This window comes from Blautia sp. AM28-27, from assembly GCF_003480905.1.
GTDB lineage: Bacteria > Bacillota > Clostridia > Lachnospirales > Lachnospiraceae > Fusicatenibacter > Fusicatenibacter saccharivorans.
This window is the reverse complement of record NZ_QUJK01000016.1, coordinates 44,911-67,372: the sequence shown is the minus strand read 5'-3', so window position 1 is coordinate 67,372 and position 22,462 is coordinate 44,911. Positions and strand designations below refer to the sequence as shown.

At 39.9% G+C, this 22,462-nt stretch carries 24 protein-coding genes and 1 pseudogene; 16 read left to right on the top strand and 9 right to left on the bottom strand.

What is annotated here, in order from left to right; genetic code table 11:
- Positions 1–360: 360 nt before the first annotated feature.
- The 11 genes and pseudogenes from DW743_RS14995 (at position 361) to DW743_RS14950 (ending at position 10,137) form a co-directional block, all read left to right on the top strand.
- Positions 361–786, top strand: a complete 426-nt coding sequence (locus tag DW743_RS14995; RefSeq protein ID WP_055195028.1) for a GNAT family N-acetyltransferase — start codon at positions 361–363, stop codon at positions 784–786.
- Positions 771–1,442 carry a GNAT family N-acetyltransferase gene (locus tag DW743_RS14990; RefSeq protein WP_243004591.1) on the top strand — a complete coding sequence of 224 codons (672 nt, stop codon included), beginning with the start codon at positions 771–773 and terminating at the stop codon, positions 1,440–1,442. The genes DW743_RS14995 and DW743_RS14990 overlap by 16 nt, the downstream gene beginning before the upstream one ends.
- A gap of 236 nt (positions 1,443–1,678) precedes the next feature.
- Entirely contained in the window at positions 1,679–2,932 is a 1,254-nt protein-coding gene (locus tag DW743_RS14985; RefSeq protein ID WP_117762000.1) for an ATP-binding protein, read from the top strand.
- A gap of 74 nt (positions 2,933–3,006) precedes the next feature.
- Positions 3,007–3,321: a hypothetical protein gene (locus tag DW743_RS14980; protein ID WP_330417024.1), complete on the top strand. Its 315-nt coding sequence runs from the start codon at positions 3,007–3,009 to the stop codon at positions 3,319–3,321.
- Positions 3,303–3,416, top strand: a pseudogene (locus DW743_RS19095) (GTP pyrophosphokinase); the annotation flags it as partial. The gene DW743_RS14980 and the pseudogene DW743_RS19095, both read left to right, overlap by 19 nt.
- Positions 3,417–3,451: 35 nt before the next feature.
- Positions 3,452–5,011 (top strand): cardiolipin synthase, encoded by a 1,560-nt coding sequence (cls, locus tag DW743_RS14975; protein ID WP_055225912.1) that lies wholly within the window; start codon positions 3,452–3,454, stop codon positions 5,009–5,011.
- A 198-nt stretch (positions 5,012–5,209) separates the two neighbouring features.
- Positions 5,210–6,643, top strand: a complete 1,434-nt coding sequence (locus tag DW743_RS14970) for a phospholipase D family protein (protein ID WP_055221208.1) — start codon at positions 5,210–5,212, stop codon at positions 6,641–6,643.
- Positions 6,622–7,332: a response regulator transcription factor gene (locus DW743_RS14965; RefSeq protein WP_005421560.1), complete on the top strand. Its 711-nt coding sequence runs from the start codon at positions 6,622–6,624 to the stop codon at positions 7,330–7,332. The genes DW743_RS14970 and DW743_RS14965 overlap by 22 nt, the downstream gene beginning before the upstream one ends.
- Positions 7,332–8,375 (top strand): HAMP domain-containing sensor histidine kinase, encoded by a 1,044-nt coding sequence (locus tag DW743_RS14960; protein ID WP_117762002.1) that lies wholly within the window; start codon positions 7,332–7,334, stop codon positions 8,373–8,375. Before DW743_RS14965 ends, DW743_RS14960 begins: the two co-directional genes overlap by 1 nt.
- A gap of 33 nt (positions 8,376–8,408) precedes the next feature.
- Positions 8,409–9,464, top strand: a complete 1,056-nt coding sequence (locus tag DW743_RS14955) for an FUSC family protein (protein ID WP_117762003.1) — start codon at positions 8,409–8,411, stop codon at positions 9,462–9,464.
- 355 nt (positions 9,465–9,819) lie between these two features.
- Positions 9,820–10,137: a hypothetical protein gene (locus DW743_RS14950; protein ID WP_117762004.1), complete on the top strand. Its 318-nt coding sequence runs from the start codon at positions 9,820–9,822 to the stop codon at positions 10,135–10,137.
- Positions 10,138–10,197: 60 nt separating this feature from the next.
- On the opposite strand, the gene DW743_RS14945 is transcribed toward DW743_RS14950, so the two are convergent.
- Positions 10,198–10,422: a hypothetical protein gene (locus DW743_RS14945; protein ID WP_117762005.1), complete on the bottom strand. Its 225-nt coding sequence runs from the start codon at positions 10,420–10,422 to the stop codon at positions 10,198–10,200.
- Between the two features lie 63 nt (positions 10,423–10,485).
- On the opposite strand from DW743_RS14945, the gene DW743_RS14940 reads away from it, so the two are divergent.
- From DW743_RS14940 to DW743_RS14925, 4 genes are all read left to right on the top strand, one after another.
- Positions 10,486–10,665 (top strand): chorismate--pyruvate lyase, encoded by a 180-nt coding sequence (locus DW743_RS14940; RefSeq protein WP_117762006.1) that lies wholly within the window; start codon positions 10,486–10,488, stop codon positions 10,663–10,665.
- Positions 10,649–11,332, top strand: a complete 684-nt coding sequence (locus DW743_RS14935) for a Crp/Fnr family transcriptional regulator (RefSeq protein WP_055225921.1) — start codon at positions 10,649–10,651, stop codon at positions 11,330–11,332. Before DW743_RS14940 ends, DW743_RS14935 begins: the two co-directional genes overlap by 17 nt.
- Before the next feature lie 216 nt (positions 11,333–11,548).
- Positions 11,549–13,183, top strand: coding sequence for a hydroxylamine reductase (gene hcp, locus DW743_RS14930; protein ID WP_117762007.1), 1,635 nt, complete (start codon positions 11,549–11,551; stop codon positions 13,181–13,183).
- Positions 13,184–13,398: 215 nt separating this feature from the next.
- On the top strand, positions 13,399–13,728 hold the full coding sequence (locus tag DW743_RS14925) for a cupin domain-containing protein (protein WP_022462474.1): 330 nt from the start codon (positions 13,399–13,401) through the stop codon (positions 13,726–13,728).
- A 139-nt stretch (positions 13,729–13,867) separates the two neighbouring features.
- On the opposite strand, the gene DW743_RS14920 is transcribed toward DW743_RS14925, so the two are convergent.
- The 8 genes from DW743_RS14920 to DW743_RS14885 form a co-directional block, all read right to left on the bottom strand.
- Positions 13,868–16,282, bottom strand: a complete 2,415-nt coding sequence (locus tag DW743_RS14920) for a hypothetical protein (protein ID WP_117762008.1) — start codon at positions 16,280–16,282, stop codon at positions 13,868–13,870.
- A gap of 67 nt (positions 16,283–16,349) precedes the next feature.
- On the bottom strand, positions 16,350–16,955 hold the full coding sequence (locus tag DW743_RS14915) for a zinc ribbon domain-containing protein (RefSeq protein WP_117762009.1): 606 nt from the start codon (positions 16,953–16,955) through the stop codon (positions 16,350–16,352).
- Positions 16,956–16,998: 43 nt separating this feature from the next.
- On the bottom strand, positions 16,999–17,256 hold the full coding sequence (locus DW743_RS14910) for a hypothetical protein (RefSeq protein WP_117762010.1): 258 nt from the start codon (positions 17,254–17,256) through the stop codon (positions 16,999–17,001).
- Between the two features lie 36 nt (positions 17,257–17,292).
- On the bottom strand, positions 17,293–17,481 hold the full coding sequence (locus DW743_RS14905) for a hypothetical protein (protein WP_117762011.1): 189 nt from the start codon (positions 17,479–17,481) through the stop codon (positions 17,293–17,295).
- Between the two features lie 28 nt (positions 17,482–17,509).
- Positions 17,510–17,851 (bottom strand): hypothetical protein, encoded by a 342-nt coding sequence (locus DW743_RS14900; protein WP_117762012.1) that lies wholly within the window; start codon positions 17,849–17,851, stop codon positions 17,510–17,512.
- 37 nt (positions 17,852–17,888) lie between these two features.
- Positions 17,889–18,248, bottom strand: a complete 360-nt coding sequence (locus DW743_RS14895) for a hypothetical protein (protein WP_117762013.1) — start codon at positions 18,246–18,248, stop codon at positions 17,889–17,891.
- A gap of 231 nt (positions 18,249–18,479) precedes the next feature.
- Positions 18,480–19,103, bottom strand: a complete 624-nt coding sequence (locus DW743_RS14890; RefSeq protein WP_117762014.1) for a recombinase family protein — start codon at positions 19,101–19,103, stop codon at positions 18,480–18,482.
- A gap of 300 nt (positions 19,104–19,403) precedes the next feature.
- Entirely contained in the window at positions 19,404–20,984 is a 1,581-nt protein-coding gene (locus tag DW743_RS14885) for an AAA family ATPase (protein ID WP_117762015.1), read from the bottom strand.
- Positions 20,985–21,444: 460 nt separating this feature from the next.
- On the opposite strand from DW743_RS14885, the gene DW743_RS14880 reads away from it, so the two are divergent.
- Complete coding sequence (locus tag DW743_RS14880) at positions 21,445–22,392, top strand: hypothetical protein (RefSeq protein ID WP_117762016.1); 948 nt, start codon at positions 21,445–21,447, stop codon at positions 22,390–22,392.
- The last annotated feature ends 70 nt before the right edge of the window (positions 22,393–22,462 follow it).

Sequence of the window (22,462 nt, the reverse complement as noted above, 5' to 3'; positions counted from 1 at the left end):
GTCTGTTTGGAACTTTACTATCTATAAAAGTTCCAGGCAGGCATTTTTTATTTCCTGAATCCTGGAGGAAAGGAGTCAAGATGACTGAACCAAACAAGTGAAACGTCTGTTATTGAGAGGGTATGGGGAGATCCCCATCAAGATAAAACCCATAGGTTGACGGGAGGCAAAATGGCAATACCGTTAAACATGGGTGGATCTTGCTCTTATTTGTATCCCTCTATATAACGAAACGCTCAGAGGCTGTTTTACAGTGAGGGAAAAGAAAAAATATCAAAAAATTGATAATTAATGGTGAACTTGTGATAGAATGGAAAAAAGAGAAAAGCATAAAGGATGTAGTTGTGGAGAATATTTGTTATGATTAGAAAGTTGCTGAACGGAGATATCGATAGAGTCGCTGACATATGGTTAAAGACAAATCTGAAAGCACATTATTTTATTTCCAATCAATACTGGAAAAGTAATTATGAATTAGTAAAAGAAATGCTGTCACAATCCGAAGTCTATGTGTTTGAAGCAGATAAAATGATACAAGGATTTGTAGGACTAAATGATGAATATATCGAAGGTATTTTTGTCTCCGATGAAATGCAGTCATGTGGCATAGGTAAGCTTTTATTGGATTATATTAAGGATAAAAAAGTTAGCTTACGATTAAATGTATACCAGAAGAATGCCAGAGCAATTTCTTTTTACCAAAGAGAAGGGTTCATTATTCAATGTGAAGATTTGGATGAAGATACTGGTGAAAAAGAGTACACTATGCTATGGAAACGAAAATAGAAATCGGAATTTGGAGAATTAGACGTTATGAGGAGCGTAAAAATATGAATGCTGACTTCAGAATAGACGGAAAAGTAATAGAAACAAAAAGGCTCATTCTTAGATCATTCAAACAAACAGATTTGGAGGATTTCTATGAGTATGCATCTGTCGAAGGTGTTGGGGAGATGGCAGGATGGAAACATCATGAAAATATTGCTGAATCTCAAAGTATTATGAATTCCTTTATCAGTGAGGATAAAGTATTTGCAATCTGCTTAAAGAAAAACAATAAAGTAATCGGTACTGTTGGCATAGAAAAATATGGGTTAGAAGATGCTTTGACAGAATTCAAGGATTATTACGGCAGAGAATTAGGATATGTTTTGAGTAAAGATTATTGGGGAAAAGGACTTATGCCCGAAGCCGTAAATGCAGTTAAAGATTATTTATTTGGCGAATTGGATTATGATTTTCTGATTTGTGGTTACTATGATTTCAATGAACAATCAAAACGAGTTCAGACAAAATGTGGCTTCAAACCATATCGTTCATTGGTCATGACAACGCAAATGGAGACAAAAGAACAAGGTACATTGATGTTGTTGCTGAATTCCAAGAATAATATTAAATTAGTTTTTTCACATCCGGAAACCTTAATCTCCGAAAATTGGTAAAATCCAGTTTGTTGAACTGAATCCGAAAAGCATTAGGGCGCAGAGGAGATAGAATCCTTTGCGTAAAAGACTAACGAACATATTTAATGAAACATCGGAACCATCTTCTTTTTGTTGTCTACCTATAATAACGATTGGAGTAATCGATTATAGACACTGCAATCAAAAAAATCTGAAAATATATTTATCAACATTACATAAAAGTGTGTAGATGCACGGAAATGGGGAGTGTAACGATGGAGATTAAAAGAGACGCTTACCTACAGCAGCTGATCGAGCGAAAAGATAATGGAATGATAAAGGTGATTACCGGCATTCGTAGATGTGGCAAATCCTTTTTGCTGTTTACCATCTTTAAGAGATACTTACTGGAGAACGGCGTTGATGTTGATCATATTATTGAAATTGCATTGGATGGTATTGAGAACGAGGAATTAAGAGATCCCAAGGTATGCTTCAAGTACATCAAGGATGCCATGAAAGACGACGGGAAGTATTATCTCCTTTTGGATGAAGTGCAGTTCATGCCACGATTTGAGGAAGTGCTGAACAGCCTGCTCCGCATGAGCAATATTGATGTGTATGTCACCGGAAGTAATTCCAAGTTCCTGTCCAGCGACATTATGACCGAATTCCGTGGCAGAGGTGATGAGATTAGAATCTACCCTCTCTCCTTTGCAGAGTTTTATTCTGTCTATGACGGCGATTATGATGATGCATGGGATGACTACATGATCTACGGAGGATTGCCGCAGATCGTAAGTTTCCAGAGCGAACGACAGAAAGCGGACTATCTGAAGAACATCTTTGCAAATGTCTATCTGAAGAATGTTATTGAAAGAAATAAGATTCAGAACGTGGATGAGATTGGGATTCTGGTTGATGTCCTTGCATCTGCAATCGGCGCACCGACCAACCCTTCAAAGATTGCCAATACCTTTGCCAGTGAGCGCCAGATGACTTATGCTAATAAAACCATCTCCAAGCATATCGACTATTTGACAGATGCCTTTTTGATTTTCAAGGCAAGCCGATACGATATTAAGGGCAGAAAGTATATCGGTGCAAATCTGAAATACTACTTTACGGATCTGGGACTGAGAAATGCACGTCTGAATTTCAGACAGCAGGAGCCTACTCATATCATGGAGAACATTGTTTATAACGAGCTGTTGATCCGTGGCTACAATGTTGATGTGGGTGTCGTGGATATCTTCGATAAGGATAAAGAGGGCAAACGTGTTCGCAAGCAGTTGGAGGTTGACTTTGTGGTGAATCAAGGAAACCAGAGATACTATATCCAGGTTGCATATGACATGACTTCGGAAGAAAAACAGACGCAGGAGTTCAATTCTCTGCGTAATATCCCGGACTCTTTCAAGAAGATCGTCATTGTAAATGGTAGCAAAAAGCCTTGGAGAAATGATGAAGGTTTTGTCATCATGGGAATGAAGTATTTCTTGCTGAATGCGAATAGTCTGGAATTTTAAGTCGATTTGAGTTGTTGCTGTGGTGTTGTTCTATTTCAAAAAAGAGTGAAATGATATAAATAAGGCCAGCCGATGTGGTAGCATTTATGTGGGAGTACATGAAAGTACCGGAGGATTCAAGAGAAAAAGTTAAGAATCTGCTTAAAGATGCAAATGAAAATGGAGTAAAAATAAGTCATCAGGCACCAACACTGTATGATGTTGTTCCGAAAGAAGAAATTGCTGAATTTGAAGAGCTTATGCGCAAAACCATAGCTGACATTGTATCAGAAGCCAGTAGCGTTGCCTGTTGGGTGTATGTGCAGAAATATGTGAAGCACAAAACCCTAAACGAAATGCTGCAAGAATTGCCAGACGTAAGTCAATTCATCCTGGCTATGATGAGATAAGTGAAGAATTACTTCATTCTGCAAGAGCTATCCTTGAAGCAGATAATGAAATGCAGAGAATAAAAGACAAAATTGGTATGTTACACGAAATTTAGGGAGAAAACTGAGCAAGTAGGAAGGTGGAATATATATGAAACAAGATACTTTAGAGGGCAAAGCAAAAACAAAAAATGGGGTAAAACGGCTGTGCTTTTCCATAATCTGCATTCTTCTGGAAGTGATTTTTATTATTACTATCGTAACACGCTTGAATGAATATGCAGAAATCATAAATTTATTTACAAGGATTTTGAGTGGGATCTTGGTTTTGGGATTGTACGCATCAAATAAGACATCCTCTATGAAAATGCCTTGGGTCATCTTAATTCTAATTTTCCCAATTATGGGTGTAGGCCTGTATTTGTTGATTGGTTTGAATGGCGGCACACATAAAATGCGTGAGCGATATGCAGAAATTGATAGCAAATTGTTACCAATGCTCCCGGACAGTCAGGAGTGTTTGAGCAGAATAAAAGAAACAATTCCGAAAGCAGGAAATATAGCAAGTTACATACAAAGAAATTCGCAGTATCCAATCTATCAGAATACGGATATTGTGTATTTTGATGAAGCAGTGAAAGGATTAGAGGCACAGCTTAAGGATTTGGGGAAAGCACAGAAGTTTATCTTTATGGAATATCATGCGATAGAAGACGCTGAAGCATGGCATAAGATTCAAGATGTTCTGGAAGAGCGAGTAAAAGCAGGTGTGAAAGTTAGAGTATTCTACGATGATATGGGTTCTATAGGCTTTATTAACACAGATTTTGTGAAAAAGATGGAGGCAATAGGAATTCATTGCCGTGTATTCAATCCGTTTATGCCAGGCTTAAATCTGTTTTTGAACAATCGTGATCATAGAAAAATAACAGTTATTGATGGAAAAGTCGGATTTACAGGTGGATATAATCTAGCAAACGAATATTTTAATTACACACACCCGTATGGACAGTGGAAAGATACAGGTATTCGTTTAGAAGGAGATGCTGTTCAGTCGCTTACGGTGACATTTTTGGAAATGTGGAATGCAGTAAGTGATAAGGATGCTAATGATTCTGATTTTAGTAAATACCTTTTCCACTATGATTATGCGGCACAGCAAACTGGGTTTGTTCAACCTTATGCAGACAGCCCTATGGATAATGAGCAGGTAGGAGAAGAAGTTTATATCAGTATGATAAATAAAGCTGAAAAATATTGTTGGTTTATGACTCCATATCTAATCATAACAGATGAAATGACGCATGCGTTATGTCTGGCTGCTAAGCGAGGGGTAGACGTAAGAATTATCACACCTGGTATCCCTGATAAAAAATTTATTTATAATATAACTCGTTCTTTTTATCATGGATTAGTTAAACATGGTGTTCGTGTTTATGAGTGGACTCCTGGTTTCTGTCATGCAAAAATGAGTGTGGCAGATGACTGTATGGCAACTTGTGGAACAATTAATCTGGATTATCGAAGTTTATATCACCATTTTGAAAACGGCTGTTTTATGGCAGATTGTCAGGCAGTTGTGGAAATAAAAAATGATCTGATAAGAACGATGGGAGAATGTCGTGATGTGACAGACCAATATCAAACCGGACGAAGTGCATATTTGCGACTGGGACAATTATTTATGAGATTATTTGCTGGATTGCTATAAGAATCTGATGAAACGACCTTTCAAAAAACAGTTGATTTAGAAGTTAACTGTTTTTGAAAGGCCGTTTTTGCTATATCTAACAGTCTGTTGTACAAAGAAGATTTTGCGTGGGTGAAAAAAACAAACCTTGTTGAGGTTAAATTGAGATTGACTTTGTATTGTATAAGTATGAAATGAAAAGGAATCAGGTGATATACAATGAAAAAGCATAAGATATGTAAAATCCTTCTTGTTATACTGGCAATTTTATTATGTGTGGCTTTTTATGAATTACTCGGAATCTGCATTGCATATAAAAAGCAGCCGGAAGTGTCCAATACAACCAAAAAAGAAACAAAAAATGGTTCGTGGAACGAATGCAGTGAAAATACGGAACGTGCAGTGATCATAGAAAAGAATCCAGAAGCGCTTTTACAAAGAGTGCGTTTGATCAAGAATGCAAAAAAGGAAATTATTCTTTCTACTTTTGCATTTCAATCCGATGAAAGTGGAAAATTGATTTTAGGAGCACTGCATGATGCGGCAGACAGAGGTGTACATATTCGTCTGTTAGTAGATGGAATGGAGAGCTGGATTGATATGGAAGGAAATCCGTATTTCTATGGATTATCTTCCCATGAGAATGTTGAAATTAAACTGTATAATAAGGCCAATCCGTTGAAACCGTGGAAAATGATGGGTAGAATGCATGATAAATATTTGATTGCAGATGGAAAGAGATATATTCTTGGGGGAAGAAATACATACAATTATTTCCTGGGTGATTTTCCGGGACATAAGAACTATGACAGAGACGTGTTAGTGGTTTGCGATGAACCTGAGAAAGAAAATTCAGTTAACCAGTTGTCAGAGTATTTTGAAACCATATGGAATCAGGAAGACAGTAGTTATTTTCATAACAATAAAAAACTGGCAAATAGAAAATCTGTAAAGAACGCAGTTTTAGAGCTGCAGAACAGCTATCAGAAATATTTTGAAGAGAATAAGGAAAGAATCTGCGAGACCGATTATACGGACGAAACTTTTGAGACAGAAAAGATTACATTAGTGTCAAATCCTATTCACACCGGTTCCAAAGAACCAGTAGTGTGGTATCAGTTGGGAGAATTGATGAAAAATGCAAAAAATCGTGTGAAGATCCACACGCCATATATTATCTGTAATGATATGATGTATAATACATGGGAGGAGATTGCAGAGAACGTTTCAGATTTTTCTATCATGACAAATTCAGTTGCGAATAATGGGAATCCATTTGGGTCTGCCGATTATGCGAAAAACAGAAATAGAATCTTAAGTACAGGAATTAATATCTGGGAATATGAAGGCGGTTATTCATACCACGGAAAAAGTATTCTGATTGACGATGATCTGTCTGTAATCGGTTCCTTTAATATGGACATGAGAAGTGCATATCTGGATACGGAACTGATGCTTGTAATACGCAGTAAAGATATTAATAAACAGTTGGAAGAGGGCATGATGGAATATGAAAAAGTGTCCCGCCAGATATTAGAAGACGGAACTTATAATGATCCATATCATGTAGAGCCAATCGAATTAACAAAGAAACGTCAGAGAAAAATATTTTTGGTACAGCATCTGCTTGGATGGGCAAGGTATCTGTTTTAATAAGGAGGAAGGAAAACGTGTTTCAAATATTGATTGTAGAAGATGATAAAGAATTAAGCCAGCTATTCCAAAAAGTGCTTGAGAAGAATGGATATCAAGTCAAAAGTGCATCGGATGGAGCACAGGCATTAGAAGTATTGGATAAGGAATATATTGATCTGATCATTTCTGATATTATGATGCCGGTTATGGATGGCTATGAACTGGTGTCAGAACTTCGTTCAGCAGGATATCAGATACCAGTGCTTATGATCACTGCGAAAGGTTCCTTTGATGATATGCGTCAGGGATTTTTTTCGGGAAGTGATGATTATATGGTAAAACCGGTAAATGTGAATGAAATGGTTTTAAGAGTCGGAGCACTGCTTCGCCGTGCACAGATATTGAATGAACACAAAATTGTGATCGGTTCAACAGAGTTTGATTATGATGCAATGACGGTTACAACTGATAAGGAAAGTCTTGTTTTACCTAAAAAACAATTCCTGCTTTTATATAAGCTTGCAGCTTCGCCAGGCAGAACATTTACAAAACAACAGTTGATGGATGAAGTATGGGGATACGAGACGGAGGCAGACCCACATACAATAGAGGTACATATAGGAAGACTCAGAGAGCGTTTTAAAGATAACCCGGATTTTGAAATCGTAACAATGCGTGGAATTGGATACAAGGTGGTGAAAAAATAATGGAACAAAAGAAAAAAAAAGGATTGCGGATCCGATCATGTCTGACTGGTGCAATCTGGCTGGCACTTGTATTTTCAACAGTCATATCTGCTTTATTATTTGCTTTTTTGAATCATTTTTTTAATCTGCCGGGCAGCATACCTTTGCTTGGCTGGCTTTTGATTTTCAATACATTGATTGCAGGGTTGATCACTTCCTTTATCAATGCAAAGTTACTGGAACCAATTACCAGACTTAGTAAAGCAATGAAGGAAGTTTCTCAGGGAGATTTTGAACAGCATTTGGAAACGAACAGCCGTATAGCAGAAGTTGGAGAATCTTATCAAAGTTTTAATGTTATGACAAAAGAACTTCGTGCAACAGAGGTGCTGCAGATGGATTTTGTATCTAATGTTTCTCATGAGTTTAAGACCCCGATTAATGCCATTGAAGGATATACAATGCTGCTTCAGGGAGAAGAACTGTCTCCGGATCAAGAGGAATATGTAGAAAAAATCTTATTTAACACCCAAAGACTTTCCGGATTGGTTGGTAATATTTTGCTGTTATCCAAGTTAGAGAATCAGAATATACCAATGAAAAAAACAGAATATCGTCTGGATGAACAGATCCGCCAGGCATTTCTTTCATTGGAAACAAAATGGACAGAAAAAGAAATTGGTTTTCAGGTAGAATTGGAGGAAGTTAAATATACTGGGAATGAAGGACTTTTTATGCATATCTGGATAAATCTTTTGGATAATGCGATTAAGTTCAGCCCTTCAAAGGGGACAATTACGATGTTTCTGAAACAAGAACAGGATTCTGTTAAGTTCATTCTGGAAGATGAAGGACCAGGAATAGAGGATGATGTAAAATCCAGAATATTTGACAAGTTCTATCAGGTAGATGGATCTCATAAAGCAGAAGGAAATGGCCTAGGTCTTGCACTTGTAAAACGGATTGTAGATAGTGCCGGAGGAACAATCAAAGCAGAAAACCGTGAATATGGTGGATGCAGATTTGTTATAGAGCTGCCAAAGCAGAAAGATGAGATTATATAGTTTTAAGATAAATTAGAAAATGGGAGGATTTATATGACATTTTATCAGGAGTTGCAGTTAAATCAGGCAGGTTCTAAAAACCTGTTGAAAAAGAGTGAAACACTAAAAGAAAAATTATATCATATGTGGGTATATCTGGTGAAGATAGCTGTTACAATGGCATTTTGTTTTTTCTTTGTTAGTATTTTCAGCATCCTATTTGGAAATGAGAACAGCATTGTAGGTGTAGTAGTCTTATTATGTCTCATGGTGTTTAGAAATGCGGATCTGGGGATCCACACCGGACAATCTACGATGCTTTTGGCTTTGTTCTTTGTAATTATGACTGTATGTCCGCATTTAGCAAATCAGTTTTCACCGGTATTGGGAATGCTGTTAAATATTGCGGCACTGGCTGTGTTGATTCTGTTCGGATGCCATAATCCATTCATGTTTAATCAATCTACATTGGTTCTTGGGTATCTGCTACTATATGGTTATGATGTTACGGGAAAAAGCTATCAGATGCGATTAGTCGGAATGGCTTTAGGTGCAGCACTTACCTGCTTCGTATTTTATCGAAATCATAAAAACAGAACTTATAAAAGAAATCTGAAAGATCTGATACAAGAATTTGATATCACTTCTTCCAGAACAAAATGGCAGATATGTCAGATTTTATGCGTACCGATTGTCCTTTGCATTGCAGAACTTTGTAATATGCCACGTGCAATGTGGGCTGGTATTGCGGCCATGTCCGCGATTTTGCCGTTTATGGAAGATATGCACTACAGAGTCCGTAAAAGGATTGTCGGAAATATTGCAGGTGTTATATGTTTTACAGTATTATATTTTCTGCTTCCTTCGTCAATCTATGCATATATAGGAATTCTTGGTGGAATCGGTGTAGGATTTTCAGCACAATATGGCTGGCAGGCAGTATTTAACACATTTGGTGCTTTAGCCATTGCTGCAGAGACTTATGGACTACAAGGAGCGGTTAGTCTTAGAGTGATTCAAAATGTTTTTGGTGTTGTGTTTGCTTTAGCATTTTGTGTTATATTTTATTGGTTTATGTCTAAAAAAAAGATGATGAATCAGGGATCATAACAGAATAGAATGAGCTGTCTGTAGTAAGCGTTGGATTTGGCAGGAACCATCAAGAACGCACCAGACAGCAAGAGTTTGTCAAGGAGCTGAACCTGACTGGAATCACTAAGAGCCCGGCAAAACATTTACGGATACACTGCAAGATCAGAAGTATTTTCTGGTTTTGGAGATTGTTGAAGTATTTGTTTTGTCGGGCTTTTTTGACGTATTTCGAAAAATTTTTAAATTTTTTGTCGTACCCCACTGTAAAACAGGCTCTCAGCGTTTCGTTATATAGAGGTTGAATTCTCTTCTGCAAAAATAATTGCAGAGAGAGATTTTGATAATATGGCGCAAAGGAGGAAGTAACCTGGTTATGGCAAGTACCTTTGGTCTGCCTCTTGGCGATGGAGCTCTCCTAAGCGGAAGGCCGCTGGTTCGATTCCAGTCAGATGCCCAGATGAATTCCCAGAATGTAGATGCTTTGGAGATCGGTGATACCGACGGCAGTCCGATCGAAGTGAGGATTCCGTTGATTGCTCCAGATGATCCAAACAGTCCTGTAAGGATTCCTGCCATAACGACCCATGAAATGTGGGAAGGTGATAACGGTCTGTACAACACGTTTCACCGCTTTCTTTCGGATTTCATTCAGGAACAGTGCAACCAGGATCGCACACGGCATCTGGAATGATCATCAGGTAAATCATTTTATAATCCTTCCAGATTTTTCTTATTTTGTTTTTGCCCTTTTTCATTTTCTCCCTCCTGTTCTGGTTTCGTATCTCTTGAACTTTATGGCTTTATTATAGAGAAAACAGGGCCTTTCTAAAATGTACCTTTTCTCCCTTTTTCTTAGAAAAAAAGAACCTGCCATTGCATGTTCTTCCCCCAGGATCCTACCTTCCATCCTTTCTCTTCTGTCATACCCTGCTGTAAGTATAGCATAGACTTTTGTTTCCGGCATTAAAAATTCCATCGACATCCGTTTCTGCACACGGTATAATAGGTATCATGTAAAGAAAAAGGAGGTTGTTTTCTTATGTTATCCTGCACCTACGAAGTAGTCGCCATCGATGGTGATTACGCGCATTTACGCCGCAATGACATCGAACCGGAGTACAATGAAACGAAACTGGTTGCCCGCGCGCTGCTGCCGCCGGAAATTATGGAGGGCAGTATTTTGAAATACGAGATGCTGCAGTATGAAATCATTGGCTGATGCTGTTTTTCCGGCCGAGGTGTTTTCTCTCCCGCTCTTTCATGGCATCTCGGAAACCGGGCGGACGGCTCTTGTTTCGAGCGGGTGGCTACGGACGTGTTCGTTTGAGAAAAACCAGACCATTTATCACATGGGTGACCGCGTGTCCGAACTGGGGATTGTGCTGTCCGGCAGCGTTTTCGTGGAGAATACGGATCTCTGGGGCAACCGCAGTATCTTAAGCAAGATCACCCCCGGCCAGGTATTTGCCGAAACGTATGCCTTCTGTCGGGAGCCGATGATGGTGAATGTCACGGCAGCCGAAGCCTCGACGGTTCTCTTTTTCAATCTTCGAAACCTCGACCAGACCGCCGATGGTGATGATGCATGGCTGTCCCAGCTTCGCAGTAACATGCTCCGCATCTCCATGCAGAAAAATCTTACCCTCTCCAACCGCATTTTCTGCACTACACCAAAGACGATCCGCGAGCGCGTGCTGGTCTACCTCGCCGCGCAGTCTGCCAAAACCGGCGCCGACACCTTTACGATCCCCTTCGACCGCCAGGGCCTCGCCGACTACCTGAACCTCGACCGGAGCGCCCTCTCCAAAGAACTCGGAAAAATGCAGAAAGAGGGAATCCTCGAATTTCATAAAAACAAATTTACGCTGCGTCATCCGTCTCTCTAGGCGGTACCGCAGCGTAAATTTTTTACCGTTTCATCGTTTCAAATGCTTATTTTTCATAAATGAATATACACAAAAAGTATTTTTCCGTGGTTATAACCACATACTTTTCCTGTTCTATCCGATATTCTATACGTGTAAATTATGAAACTCCGCGCAGATCTGTTTTTCCCTCTGCGCTTAACCCCTCGGAAATACCCTACAGGAGGAACTATTTTTATGGAACAGAATATGTTTTGCTACCAGTGTCAGGAAACTGCCGGCTGCTCCGGCTGTACAAAATCCGGTGTCTGTGGAAAGCGCCCGGAGACAGCGGCGCTGCAGGATCTGCTGATCTGGACGACGAAAGGACTTTCCGCCGTGACGACACAGCTCCGCCGCGAAGGAAAAACCGTCGATGCCAGCGTCAATCATCTCATCACCGAAAACCTGTTTACGACCATCACAAACGTGAACTTTGATGATGATACGATCCGCGCACGAATTGAGGCAACGCTTGAGACCAAAGCGCTTCTCGCTCAGCTTGCCGACTGCTCCGCTCTGCCGGAGGCCGCCCTCTGGAACGGCACAACCGATAAGTTTGCCGCAAAAGCGGTTACCGTCGGCGTACTTTCCACGGAAAATGAGGACATCCGCTCTTTACGCGAGCTCATCACCTACGGTCTGAAAGGACTTGCCGCGTACACCAGCCATGCCAATGTTCTCTTAAAAGAAAACGAGGAAATCGATGCCTTCCTGCAGCGTGCTCTCGCCGCAACGCTCGACGATTCCCTCTCCGCAGAGGAACTGACGGCTCTCGCACTCGAGACCGGCTCCTACGGCGTGCAGGGAATGGCACTGCTCGATGAGGCCAATACTTCCGCTTACGGCAATCCGGAGATCACCACCGTCGATCTCAGTGTCGGCACCCGCCCGGGTATTCTCGTCTCCGGTCATGATCTGCGCGACCTCGAGATGCTGCTCGAGCAGACCGTGAACACCGGCATCGATGTTTACACCCACTCCGAAATGCTGCCTGCACACTACTATCCGGCGTTCAAAAAATATGAACATTTTAAGGGAAATTATGGTAACGCCTGGTGGAAGCAGAAAGAAGAATTTGAAGCCTTCAACGGCCCGATTCTGATGACGACGAACTGTATCGTGCCGCCGAAGGACAGCTACAAAAACCGTATTTACACAACCGGAGCGGTTCGTTATCCGGGATGCCCGCACATCGACGGCGTCATCGGTGAGACAAAAGATTTCTCTCTGCTCATCGAACAGGCAAAGCACTGCGCACCGCCGACGGAACTCGAGCAGGGAACCATTGTCGGAGGCTTCGCCCATGCACAGGTACTCGCCCTGGCAGACCAGATCGTCGATGCCGTGAAATCCGGCGCGATCAAAAAATTCGTTGTCATGGCTGGATGTGACGGCCGTGCAAAGAGCCGCAGCTATTACTCTGATTTTGCACAGGCACTGCCGAAAGACACCGTGATTCTGACCGCCGGCTGTGCAAAATACAAATACAACAAGCTGAACCTCGGCGACATCAACGGCATTCCGCGCGTCCTCGATGCCGGCCAGTGCAATGATTCCTACTCTCTTGCCGTGATTGCACTGAAATTAAAGGAGGTCTTCGGCCTCGACGATATCAACGATCTGCCGATCATCTACAATATTTCCTGGTACGAGCAGAAAGCTGTGATTGTTCTTCTGGCACTGCTGTCGCTCGGTGTCAAGAACATCCACCTCGGTCCGACACTTCCGGCATTTTTAAGCCCGAATGTTGCAGCTCTTCTCGTTGAAAACTTCGGCATCGCCGGAATCGATACCGTTGAAAACGATATGGAATTGTTTTTCGGGAAATAAAGAAAACCCCTTGCTTTCTTTCATTTTTCCACGTATACTGTATATGTTCAGACAAAAATATCTTTGAATTTGGGCATATCAGAAAACGGACCTCAGATTCCATTTCTATACACGCCCGACACTGATGAGTCATCTCATCTTAATCACACATTTTTAGAACGTGCCTGGGAATTTTTTCAGACACGTTCTCATTCTATCACGGAGATTTATGAACTATGAGCATCATGAAAAATATCAATAAAGCCAAGGTTATGGTCTTAAAAGATCAGGTTTCCTACCAGGAAGGCCAGATCGTCAGCAAAACACTGGTACAGAATGAATCCGTCAGCATCACCTTATTTGCCTTCGACAAAGGCGAAGAAATCAGCACCCACGAGTCCGGCGGCGACGCCTTCGTCACCTGCCTCGACGGAACCGGTGAAATCACCATTGACGGCGTAAAATACGAACTCCACGAAGGCGAATCCATCGTCATGCCGGCAAAACACCCGCATGCTGTATACGGCAAAGAGCAGTATAAGATGCTGCTGGTCGTTGTATTCTAAATCCGCACCTTACATCCTAAAATACACAAATCCCAATCAACGCCTTCGCTTTTGCGAGAGTTTGTTGATTGGGATTTTTTACTTTTAGATTTGTGCCTTACTAACTTGATTTAATACATTCTTTTTGTTACACAACGCTTTACAATTTATTTTTTCTTCTTTTTCTTAAATATATTAATACTCCAGCAAAAAGCAACGCGCTTAACACCACTAACATAATCTCTTTTTTTAAACTCTCCTCTATCAATGTATAAACGCTAAAATGTGATGTTTCAAACGTAAATCCTCCATTTTTTATTTTCACATCCATTTCTGTTAAAGTTCCATCTGCTTCCACCCTGTAAATTTTTGTTTTTCCAAGATAAGCAAAAAGTTTCATTTTCTCCGGAATCGGAATGTATACCTGCACATTTTCTTCTGGCTGTATTTCTTCTCCGCTTTCCATAAGTGAAATATTATATGTGTAAGATGTTCGATCTTTAATTGCATTGTAAACCTCTAAATTTGTTTTCTTTAGTTCCTCCAGTTTTTCAGAATCCAATTCTACTTTAAAAACTCTTAACGATGTTTCATCTGAAAATCCATTTTTGCTCTCCACTTTGATCTGCTGAGATGATCGAAACCCTTTTTGATTTTGAATATAAACAGAACCCACTCCCTGCGATCTGACAAAATTCATATGTTGTAAAAATTCATTTTCAAATTTTCCCATAGCAAATATTGCATCTAAAGCTTTTCCTGCAGGTCCAGATACAAAATGAAACATTTTTTCGCCAATACTCACACCAAAATCTTTAGCTGTATCTTCAATGACATCCATCAAATCAAATTCATTCAAATTTTTTATAATGGTTTCACTAAATGATCCCAACGATTCTGTTGAGAAGAACACTTTATCAGAAACACCTTTGCATAAATTTTGTGGAAGTTCACTCCCATCCTCAATTAAAGTTACAAACGCTTTACTTTCCAGCAGTTTTTTAGTCAATGCTTCGCTGAATACTTCACTGTCCACATCAAAATTTTTGATTGTCTTTGCCAGTTTCCCGAACCCAATCAGAAGATCTGCTGAATTTATAATATTTACCACTGCTGAATCCTGCGGATCATTGCTGATTTTAATATACCCTTCTTTTGGTATTTCTACCTTGACTGATGTCTTTTTCGAAAATCCACTTTTTTGTCGATAGCTTCCTATTGTTCCCTCTTTCAAATCAGAAATCAATCCACTGGTATTATCCCACAATGCACCTTTCATACTCGTATTGCCAGAACTCATCTTTTTAATCAAAACCACATCTTTTAAATGTCCCTTTTCATCATACGTCTCTACACTTCCATATATATAACTGCTATTATATACATCAAACGATACACTTGCTGTCCTGTTATCTTTATTTATTTCATATGTATAATTATCAATATATAAACCGTTCATATTATAAATATTGGTAGCATATTCTTTTTCAATATATTGTACAGGCACAGTATTTACCGTATAGGAATACTGGTGACCTTGATACACTGTAACTGGAATCTCACTCATATACCCTGTATTTGTATCTTGAAAAAACACATGTGCCGTTCCCGTCTGAATTCCTTTCCATTCTGTATAACGTCGTTTATCTGCCACACCTGTTTTTTTCAGTTCAAGAACCGATGAATCGTCTACCCAAAATGTAATTCCAGAAACATCATCCATCAGTTCTCCATTATTGAAAATCCCAGCGCTTAACGTAATGCTATTATCTTTACAAATACTCAGACTGGTATAATCTGAATAAACCGCTAAGCCATCTTCCGGTGTATTTTCCCTCTCCTCATTTTCCTGCTGTTCCGTTTCCTCTGTTCCAACCTGATCAAGGCTTAAAAATTTATATTTTACCGTATACTGCATATCCGCATTATATCCCTGATACTGCATGGAAGCTTGAAAATCCATAAGAATTTCATCAATCTTTCCTGTTGTTTCATCTATGTTTATTTTCACCTCTACATCGCTGTATTTTAAATTTTCTACGCCATCTATCATCTGCGCAGCAGCTATTCCTATCTCATTTGCTTTCTCTGCCGGAATTGTAAAGGTAATCTCATCTCCGGAAATTTTACCCCTTTTCATCATATTCTGTGTTAATGAAGTGAACTGAAAGTAATTTGGATTCATCTCAACATCTACCGTTTTGCTTACTGGTTCCTTATATTCATAGTGAGCCTTCCCATCTCGATATGTCATATTCCATATATATTTTTGTCCAAGCACAGCCATACTGGCAGAGCCTGTCATTTGAACAGCAGAGCTGTCATTCTCATCATAATCAGATACCTCTGTAACTGCATCTAATGTAACTTTCGTTTTCGTTTTTGCTTTTCCCTGGATAATTGTCATATCTGCATCCATATCCAGTTCTTCTTTCCAGTTTCTCGACGCGACTGTTTTCTGCATTGCTTCCTGATATATCAGAAAAGCATCTTTCCCTTTTCCATATACCGTAATCGGAAATAATTGAAACCCTATTACCAACGCAATCAAAATATTCCTCATTTTCTTTCCCATTTGTGCTCCTTTCAAAAAAGGACCCCGTATAAAACATACAGAGTCCTTTTTTCATCTGATTTTTTTCCTAAAACAGGTTTCCCATTGTATACAGATCCAAATACCAAGAACGATCTACTTTTATCACAGATACTTCCAGCGAATTACTTATTTCTGTTTCATCTCCCTTCAAAGTAAACTCTACCTCTACAGTTTTAGCTGCAGATACTTTTACGTTTATATCTTCATAATTGCTTTTTAAATCATTCAGGTCATCACCTGTCACATCTTCAACATTTGTCATTTTATAAGACAGTTTCCAGTCATCTCCCAGATATTGATCTATGTAATCTACTTGTTTCTTGAGAGAATCATTCGTCTCCTCTACCAGCTCTGTTTTACTATATCCTGTCTCCTCTAATTCTTTATCTAATACTTTTTCTGGAAGCAACTCTACAATAGATTGTGCATCTACTGCAAACTGAGACGTTACAAATGTATCTATTGTCTTTTTGTAGCTTCTTCCCCCAAGTGTATAAACAAGAAGTACGACTGCTACAATCACACACAATGCTAATACAATACCCTTTTCTCTGTTTTTTTTCGCAGTTGACTTTTCATTTAGCGCTTTTCCACATTTACTGCAATATTTTGCCCCATCTGGATTTTCTGTTCCGCATTTTTTGCAAAGCATTTATTTCCCTCCACATTTTGAAATTTTTATCACGAACGCTATTTTATTTGGATTCAGATTGCCACATTCTTTGCATCCCTTCCATAATTTCGTTCAGCTCTTGTTTTCGGCTCTGAACTTGGTATGCAGATACCCGCATACATAAAATAAATGGTGCATCCAGAATCAAGAAAAACAATGCCATGATTCCGATTCCATTAATGAGCATTCCTGCCGCCGCTACCAGCAACAATACTGACATTATTATTCCTACAATTTTAAATCCTTTAGCTCGTTTTTGATATGCTTCTACCTCTGCCATAAGTTCATCTGGATTTCTAAATTTTCTTCCGCATTTTTAACAAATCCAATATGTTTTCTGTTGTAAGCCGCTTGCCCCGGCAATAACTCCAGCCTTCGTACCAGCAAATGCAGAAACACCCATTCCGCTTACTACAGAACCTCCTATATCCCGATCTCCTATAATGTTTAAGTCTTTTCCTCCACACCGTGGACAACAGATTTTTACATATGTAGCTGTTTCCATATCTTCCTCCTAATTTATTCCTTTTTATCTATTTTTTTGCTGTTAATGGATGAAACGCTTGAATCGTAATTCCTCGATACTCCAGAATACCTTCATCTCCCACTGCAATGAATATGGTGTCTGCATGAAAACTTCTAAGTTTTTTACGCTCTCCATTTTCAAATTCAACTACATACCATTCGATGTTTCCTTTTTGTACTGGTTTTTCCAGAATTTTTACTTTCGCTTTTTCCAGTGGCTTGGAATTGTCTTTTGATTTCAAAATAAAATATCCAATCCAGGAAGCGATTCCTATCACTAAAATAACTACAACAAATGCAAAAATATCTTCATTAGAAAAACTGCTGCCGCCGATACGTACATATGTCATTTGATTTTCCTCCTGCTTGTCAAACATTAATCCTAAACTATTCTTTAAATTCACTATAGGGAATCGGATCATCATCAAGCCTGTTCGAGTAATATACCACGCTTACATCTCGGGCTTTTCCTTGCAGATACAGAAAAACCGAGTCTGATCTCCATACGACTGAATTACCGTTTTCTAAATTTCCAACATGAATTATTCCACTTGTTGCACCACTTAAGCTGATGTTCTCTGTAGATGTAAAATCAAATAAACTCTCTACCGTACTGCCTTCTGGAACTTGAACCACAACGCTGCCATCTGTAACTTCTTTAGTTTCTGATGTTGACTTACCACATCCAATCAGAATCATCATACTTAAGGACAGTAGAAACAAATACACCTGTTTTTTTCGTGTCATAACACATTCCTCCTGCTTCTATATCTTTGGTTTTGGACTTCTATTTTTTTCTTTTTCATCCCTCCTCCTTAAAAACTTTGTTACCCCATTTTCAGAAAGTGTACTTTTGCAAACCAGAAAATACATTTCATTTCTTTAGATATTTTCACCAAAACACATTGCCTTTTTCTTTCTAATACTGTATAATATGACACAACGCATTAAATTTTCAGAATTTGCAAAAGTACACCTTTACGAATTCTGTTTTCTTCCCATTTGCCTTTCATCTTCCATCTTTCTTATCTTTCCATAAAACGTCCCCACCGGCATATCACATGCTTTCGCAGCTTCCTTTAATGTCATCTTTTTTGCTCTCCATTCCCTATGAACCTCATCAAAATTATCCGGTACCGACCGCGGCGGTCTGCCAAATTTCACTCCTTTTGCTTTTGCTGCTGCAATCCCTTCTGCCTGCCGTTGACGGATATTTTTACTTTCACTTTCTGCCACGAAAGACAATACCTGTAAAACAATATCGCTCAAAAAGGTTCCCATCAGATCTTTTCCCCTTCGGGTATCGAGTAATGGCATATCAAGGACAACAATATCAACGCCTTTTTCTTTTGTCAGTACACGCCATTGTTCCAAAATTTCCTCATAATTTCTTCCCAATCGATCAATACTTTTTATATACAGCAAATCGTCTTTCTTTAATTTTCGTACCATTTTTCGATATTGCGGACGGTTAAAATCTCTGCCCGACTGCTTATCCAGATAAATATTCTTTTCCAAAACACCAATTTGTTTTAACGATAATAACTGCCGGTCCTCATTTTGATCCCGGCTGCTTACTCGTATGTAGCCATAAATATTCATAGCGTGTTCCCTTCTTTTATAAAATTTTGCATCACAGGAAATTTTACATGCTCGACATGAAACTTGTGATCACAAAATTTCATCGACATCTCTTTTCAGACACGTTATGATAAAACATCTTTAAGAACACATATTTTTGTATAGTGATATATTACGCTCGCTTATCTGACCATTATTCTCCCAATCAAAATTGGTCCACTGGACCAATTATTGATATGCATAGCAATAAAAAAGCAAGGCAGCATGCCACGAATTTTCCTGTGACCTACTGCCTTGCTTTTTTATTTTATTCTTTTTCATTTAAGCCTTTTCTATCAGACATTCATGCTTTTTCGTCTTTTTATCATAATTAATTCCAACCAGCAGAATGTCTCCAATATAAGGTTCCAATGATGCAATGTACTTTTTCTCTTTGATCTGATTCAGTGCCGTATGGGCAGAATGATTCCATTTCAGTTCTACGAGAAGTGCCGGGTAATCACTGCGAAATTCCGGTTTCGGAAGATAAACAAAGTCTGCAAAGCCCCTTCCTGTCGGCAGCTCACGAATCGGCTTGAAGTAATACTTCATGGAGCTTAAATAAGCAATCGTCAGAACGCTGCTCAGCGAATTTTCATCATGGTAAGTGATGACAGACGTATAGGAAGAGTGAATCTTCTCGATTTCATCAGCAACTGTTTCGGTATCTAAATCAAGCGTCGCATCAAGAAGCTGATCCGAGGCCGCCTGAAAAGCCATCATTTCATCCCATCTTTTCCGCCGGGTTGCAGCAGTTAATTCCTGACGAAGTTCCTCATTTGGAATAAATGCTGACTGCGTATTCTGATCATAGCCAAGATAACCCAAATGAATCAAATAAGTGAGAACATCATCTTTACTGGAAAAATTGATCATATCATTCTGAAAACAGGAGACATCAACTTCAACAGAAGATCCAGAAAGCATAGTGATAACAGCAGTTTTCAATCCGTCAAAATCCATATTGATGAGCGGGACAATCGCGTCATACGTGCCTGTGCGGGACCAGTAGCTCTGATATTTATTCCAGCGAAGGACTTCGACAACAGCTTTTGGATTATAAACCTGACAGTTCTCCAGCAGATAACCATCATACCACCGTTTGACCTTCTCAAAATCCCGATGATATTGATCACAAAGCGTTTTTACTTCTTCTTCTGTAAAACCAATATATTTCGCAAAACCGCGTGCGTCCAACATCGTAAACTCATTAAAATTATTCAGTGCTGATTGTGTCTGCACTTTTTTTATTGGGAGAATACCAGTCAGATACGCAAGCGCAATATATCTGGTTGGCAGCGTTCCTTTAAAAAGGCCACGCAGAAAATTAATGTACGAATCCTGGATTTTTGTATCAGCAGATGCATCACGAATTAGAACATCCCATTCATCAATAATAATGACAAAACGTTTCTGTGTTGCAGCATTAATCAAAGACAGCGCTTCCGGTAAAGAAGTAATGCTTTCTGGCAGTTCATCCGGATATAAAATTCTCAGTTCCTGAAGCGTATTTTGTATGATAAAATCCACAAGTTTTTCCGGTCCGCCCGAGGGTTCCATACACCATTGCACATCAAAATGAATGACATCATATTTGTTTAAATGCTTTTCCCAATCCGGTGTCTGACTGATTTTCAAAGATGAAAACATATCTCTGGAGTCACATCCTCTGCTGTAATAAGCCGTCAGCATATCCGCCGTAATCGATTTTCCAAACCTGCGCGGACGACTGTTGCAGATAAATGCATCCGTAGATTCCAGAACGCTGTTCGTATATTCAATTAATCCAGATTTATCAACGTAGATCTGGGCATTCAAAGCACTCTGAAACGCACTCTGATCCGGATTCACAAATAATCCCATATGGCTGCAAACTTCCTTTCTTTCATAATGCAATACGTGTTAGATATATTTTATTATAGCGTGTATAATAACGGATGTCGATGAAATTTTGTGATCATCTTTCACCCGCAACCAACAATTTCTCCCCCCTTTTCCCTCAACTTATTGTATAATAAACATATTAGAGTTTTTTACACCAAACTCACAACGCATGCCAGCTCACTTGCCAATACGCGGACGCTGGAGATGGTGGATGTGCAGCTTGCCTGGCTGATTCTCCGGGCGCTCTACTATTATTATAAAAACAGTATGAGGAAAACGAGGACAAATCCGTTCTTGAGGAATATATCTTTTGCATTTTCAAGGTCGTCACCGTCGGCTACAACGTGATCCAGGGTTCCGACAAGGGACGCGCGACGAACAAACTGAATGACATCTACCGCAGTGTATCCATTGAAGCTGCAGAAACCGCAAAAACTTTATGCAGAACCCGGAACTCTTTGCCTGTCTTTCTAAAGAACGTAAGGAAAATCTGCTGGAAACACTGCTGTTCCGCCCTTCCATTTACGAGCGTCTTTATTATGAGGAAGAAATGGTCCGCAAGCAGATCGTCTGTTATGAAGAATTTCTGCAGATCGTCCGCAATCCGCAGATCCGTGCCGCAGCGCCGGAGATTGATTTTGAATTTGAAGAGTTTTCCGCAAACTCCTACCTCTCCCTTGTCGATGAATATTTATACTGGAACAAAGTACCCGGGGACATTCTGCTCCGCCTGAAAAAAGCCGCCGAAGACGCCCTCGCCTATGCCAGAGAAAACAAAAATTTCCGCCAGAACGAAGAAACCCTGCTTGGAACACTACACACAATCCAGGGCTATCTCGGCGAAATTTCGATTTCCGAGATGCTGGACACCTACGTCAACTGGCTGAACGGCGCCGATCCGACGCAGTATGACTGGATGAACGTGGAAAACAACCTGCTCCCGGTGCTCTACACCTTCTGGCTCTGCGAAGCCCGCCCGGAATGGACCGACACCTGCCGCTTATTTTTGCTCGAAGGCCAGCGCAAATCATTCGAATACATCAAAAATTCCCGCGACAAGGGCGCTTACGAATGCATGCAGCGTTTCACAAGCTACATCATGAACTCCTACATCGAGCTCGACAGCGGCATTCCGTTCCGCCATTATTATGAAAAGTTTGCGCGTTCCCTTTTCAATGAGGAATTTGACCTGATCCGACTGCCTCGATGCGGCAACCGATTCCGTCGGACGCGCCTACAGCTCCAGCAAAAATTTTGCCGATATGCTCGCCGATCTCCGCTGCAACGCAGGCCGTATGTTCAACCCGGATCTCGTACAGCTCTTTGTTTCCAAGATTTCCTGCCGTCTTCTCACCAGCAGAATAATACGCTTATGCGAATCACGTGATTGCTGTACCTGTCTGCATGGCCTAATCAGAAACATAGCGCATGGTGCAAACACATTTTAATGTTGGTGT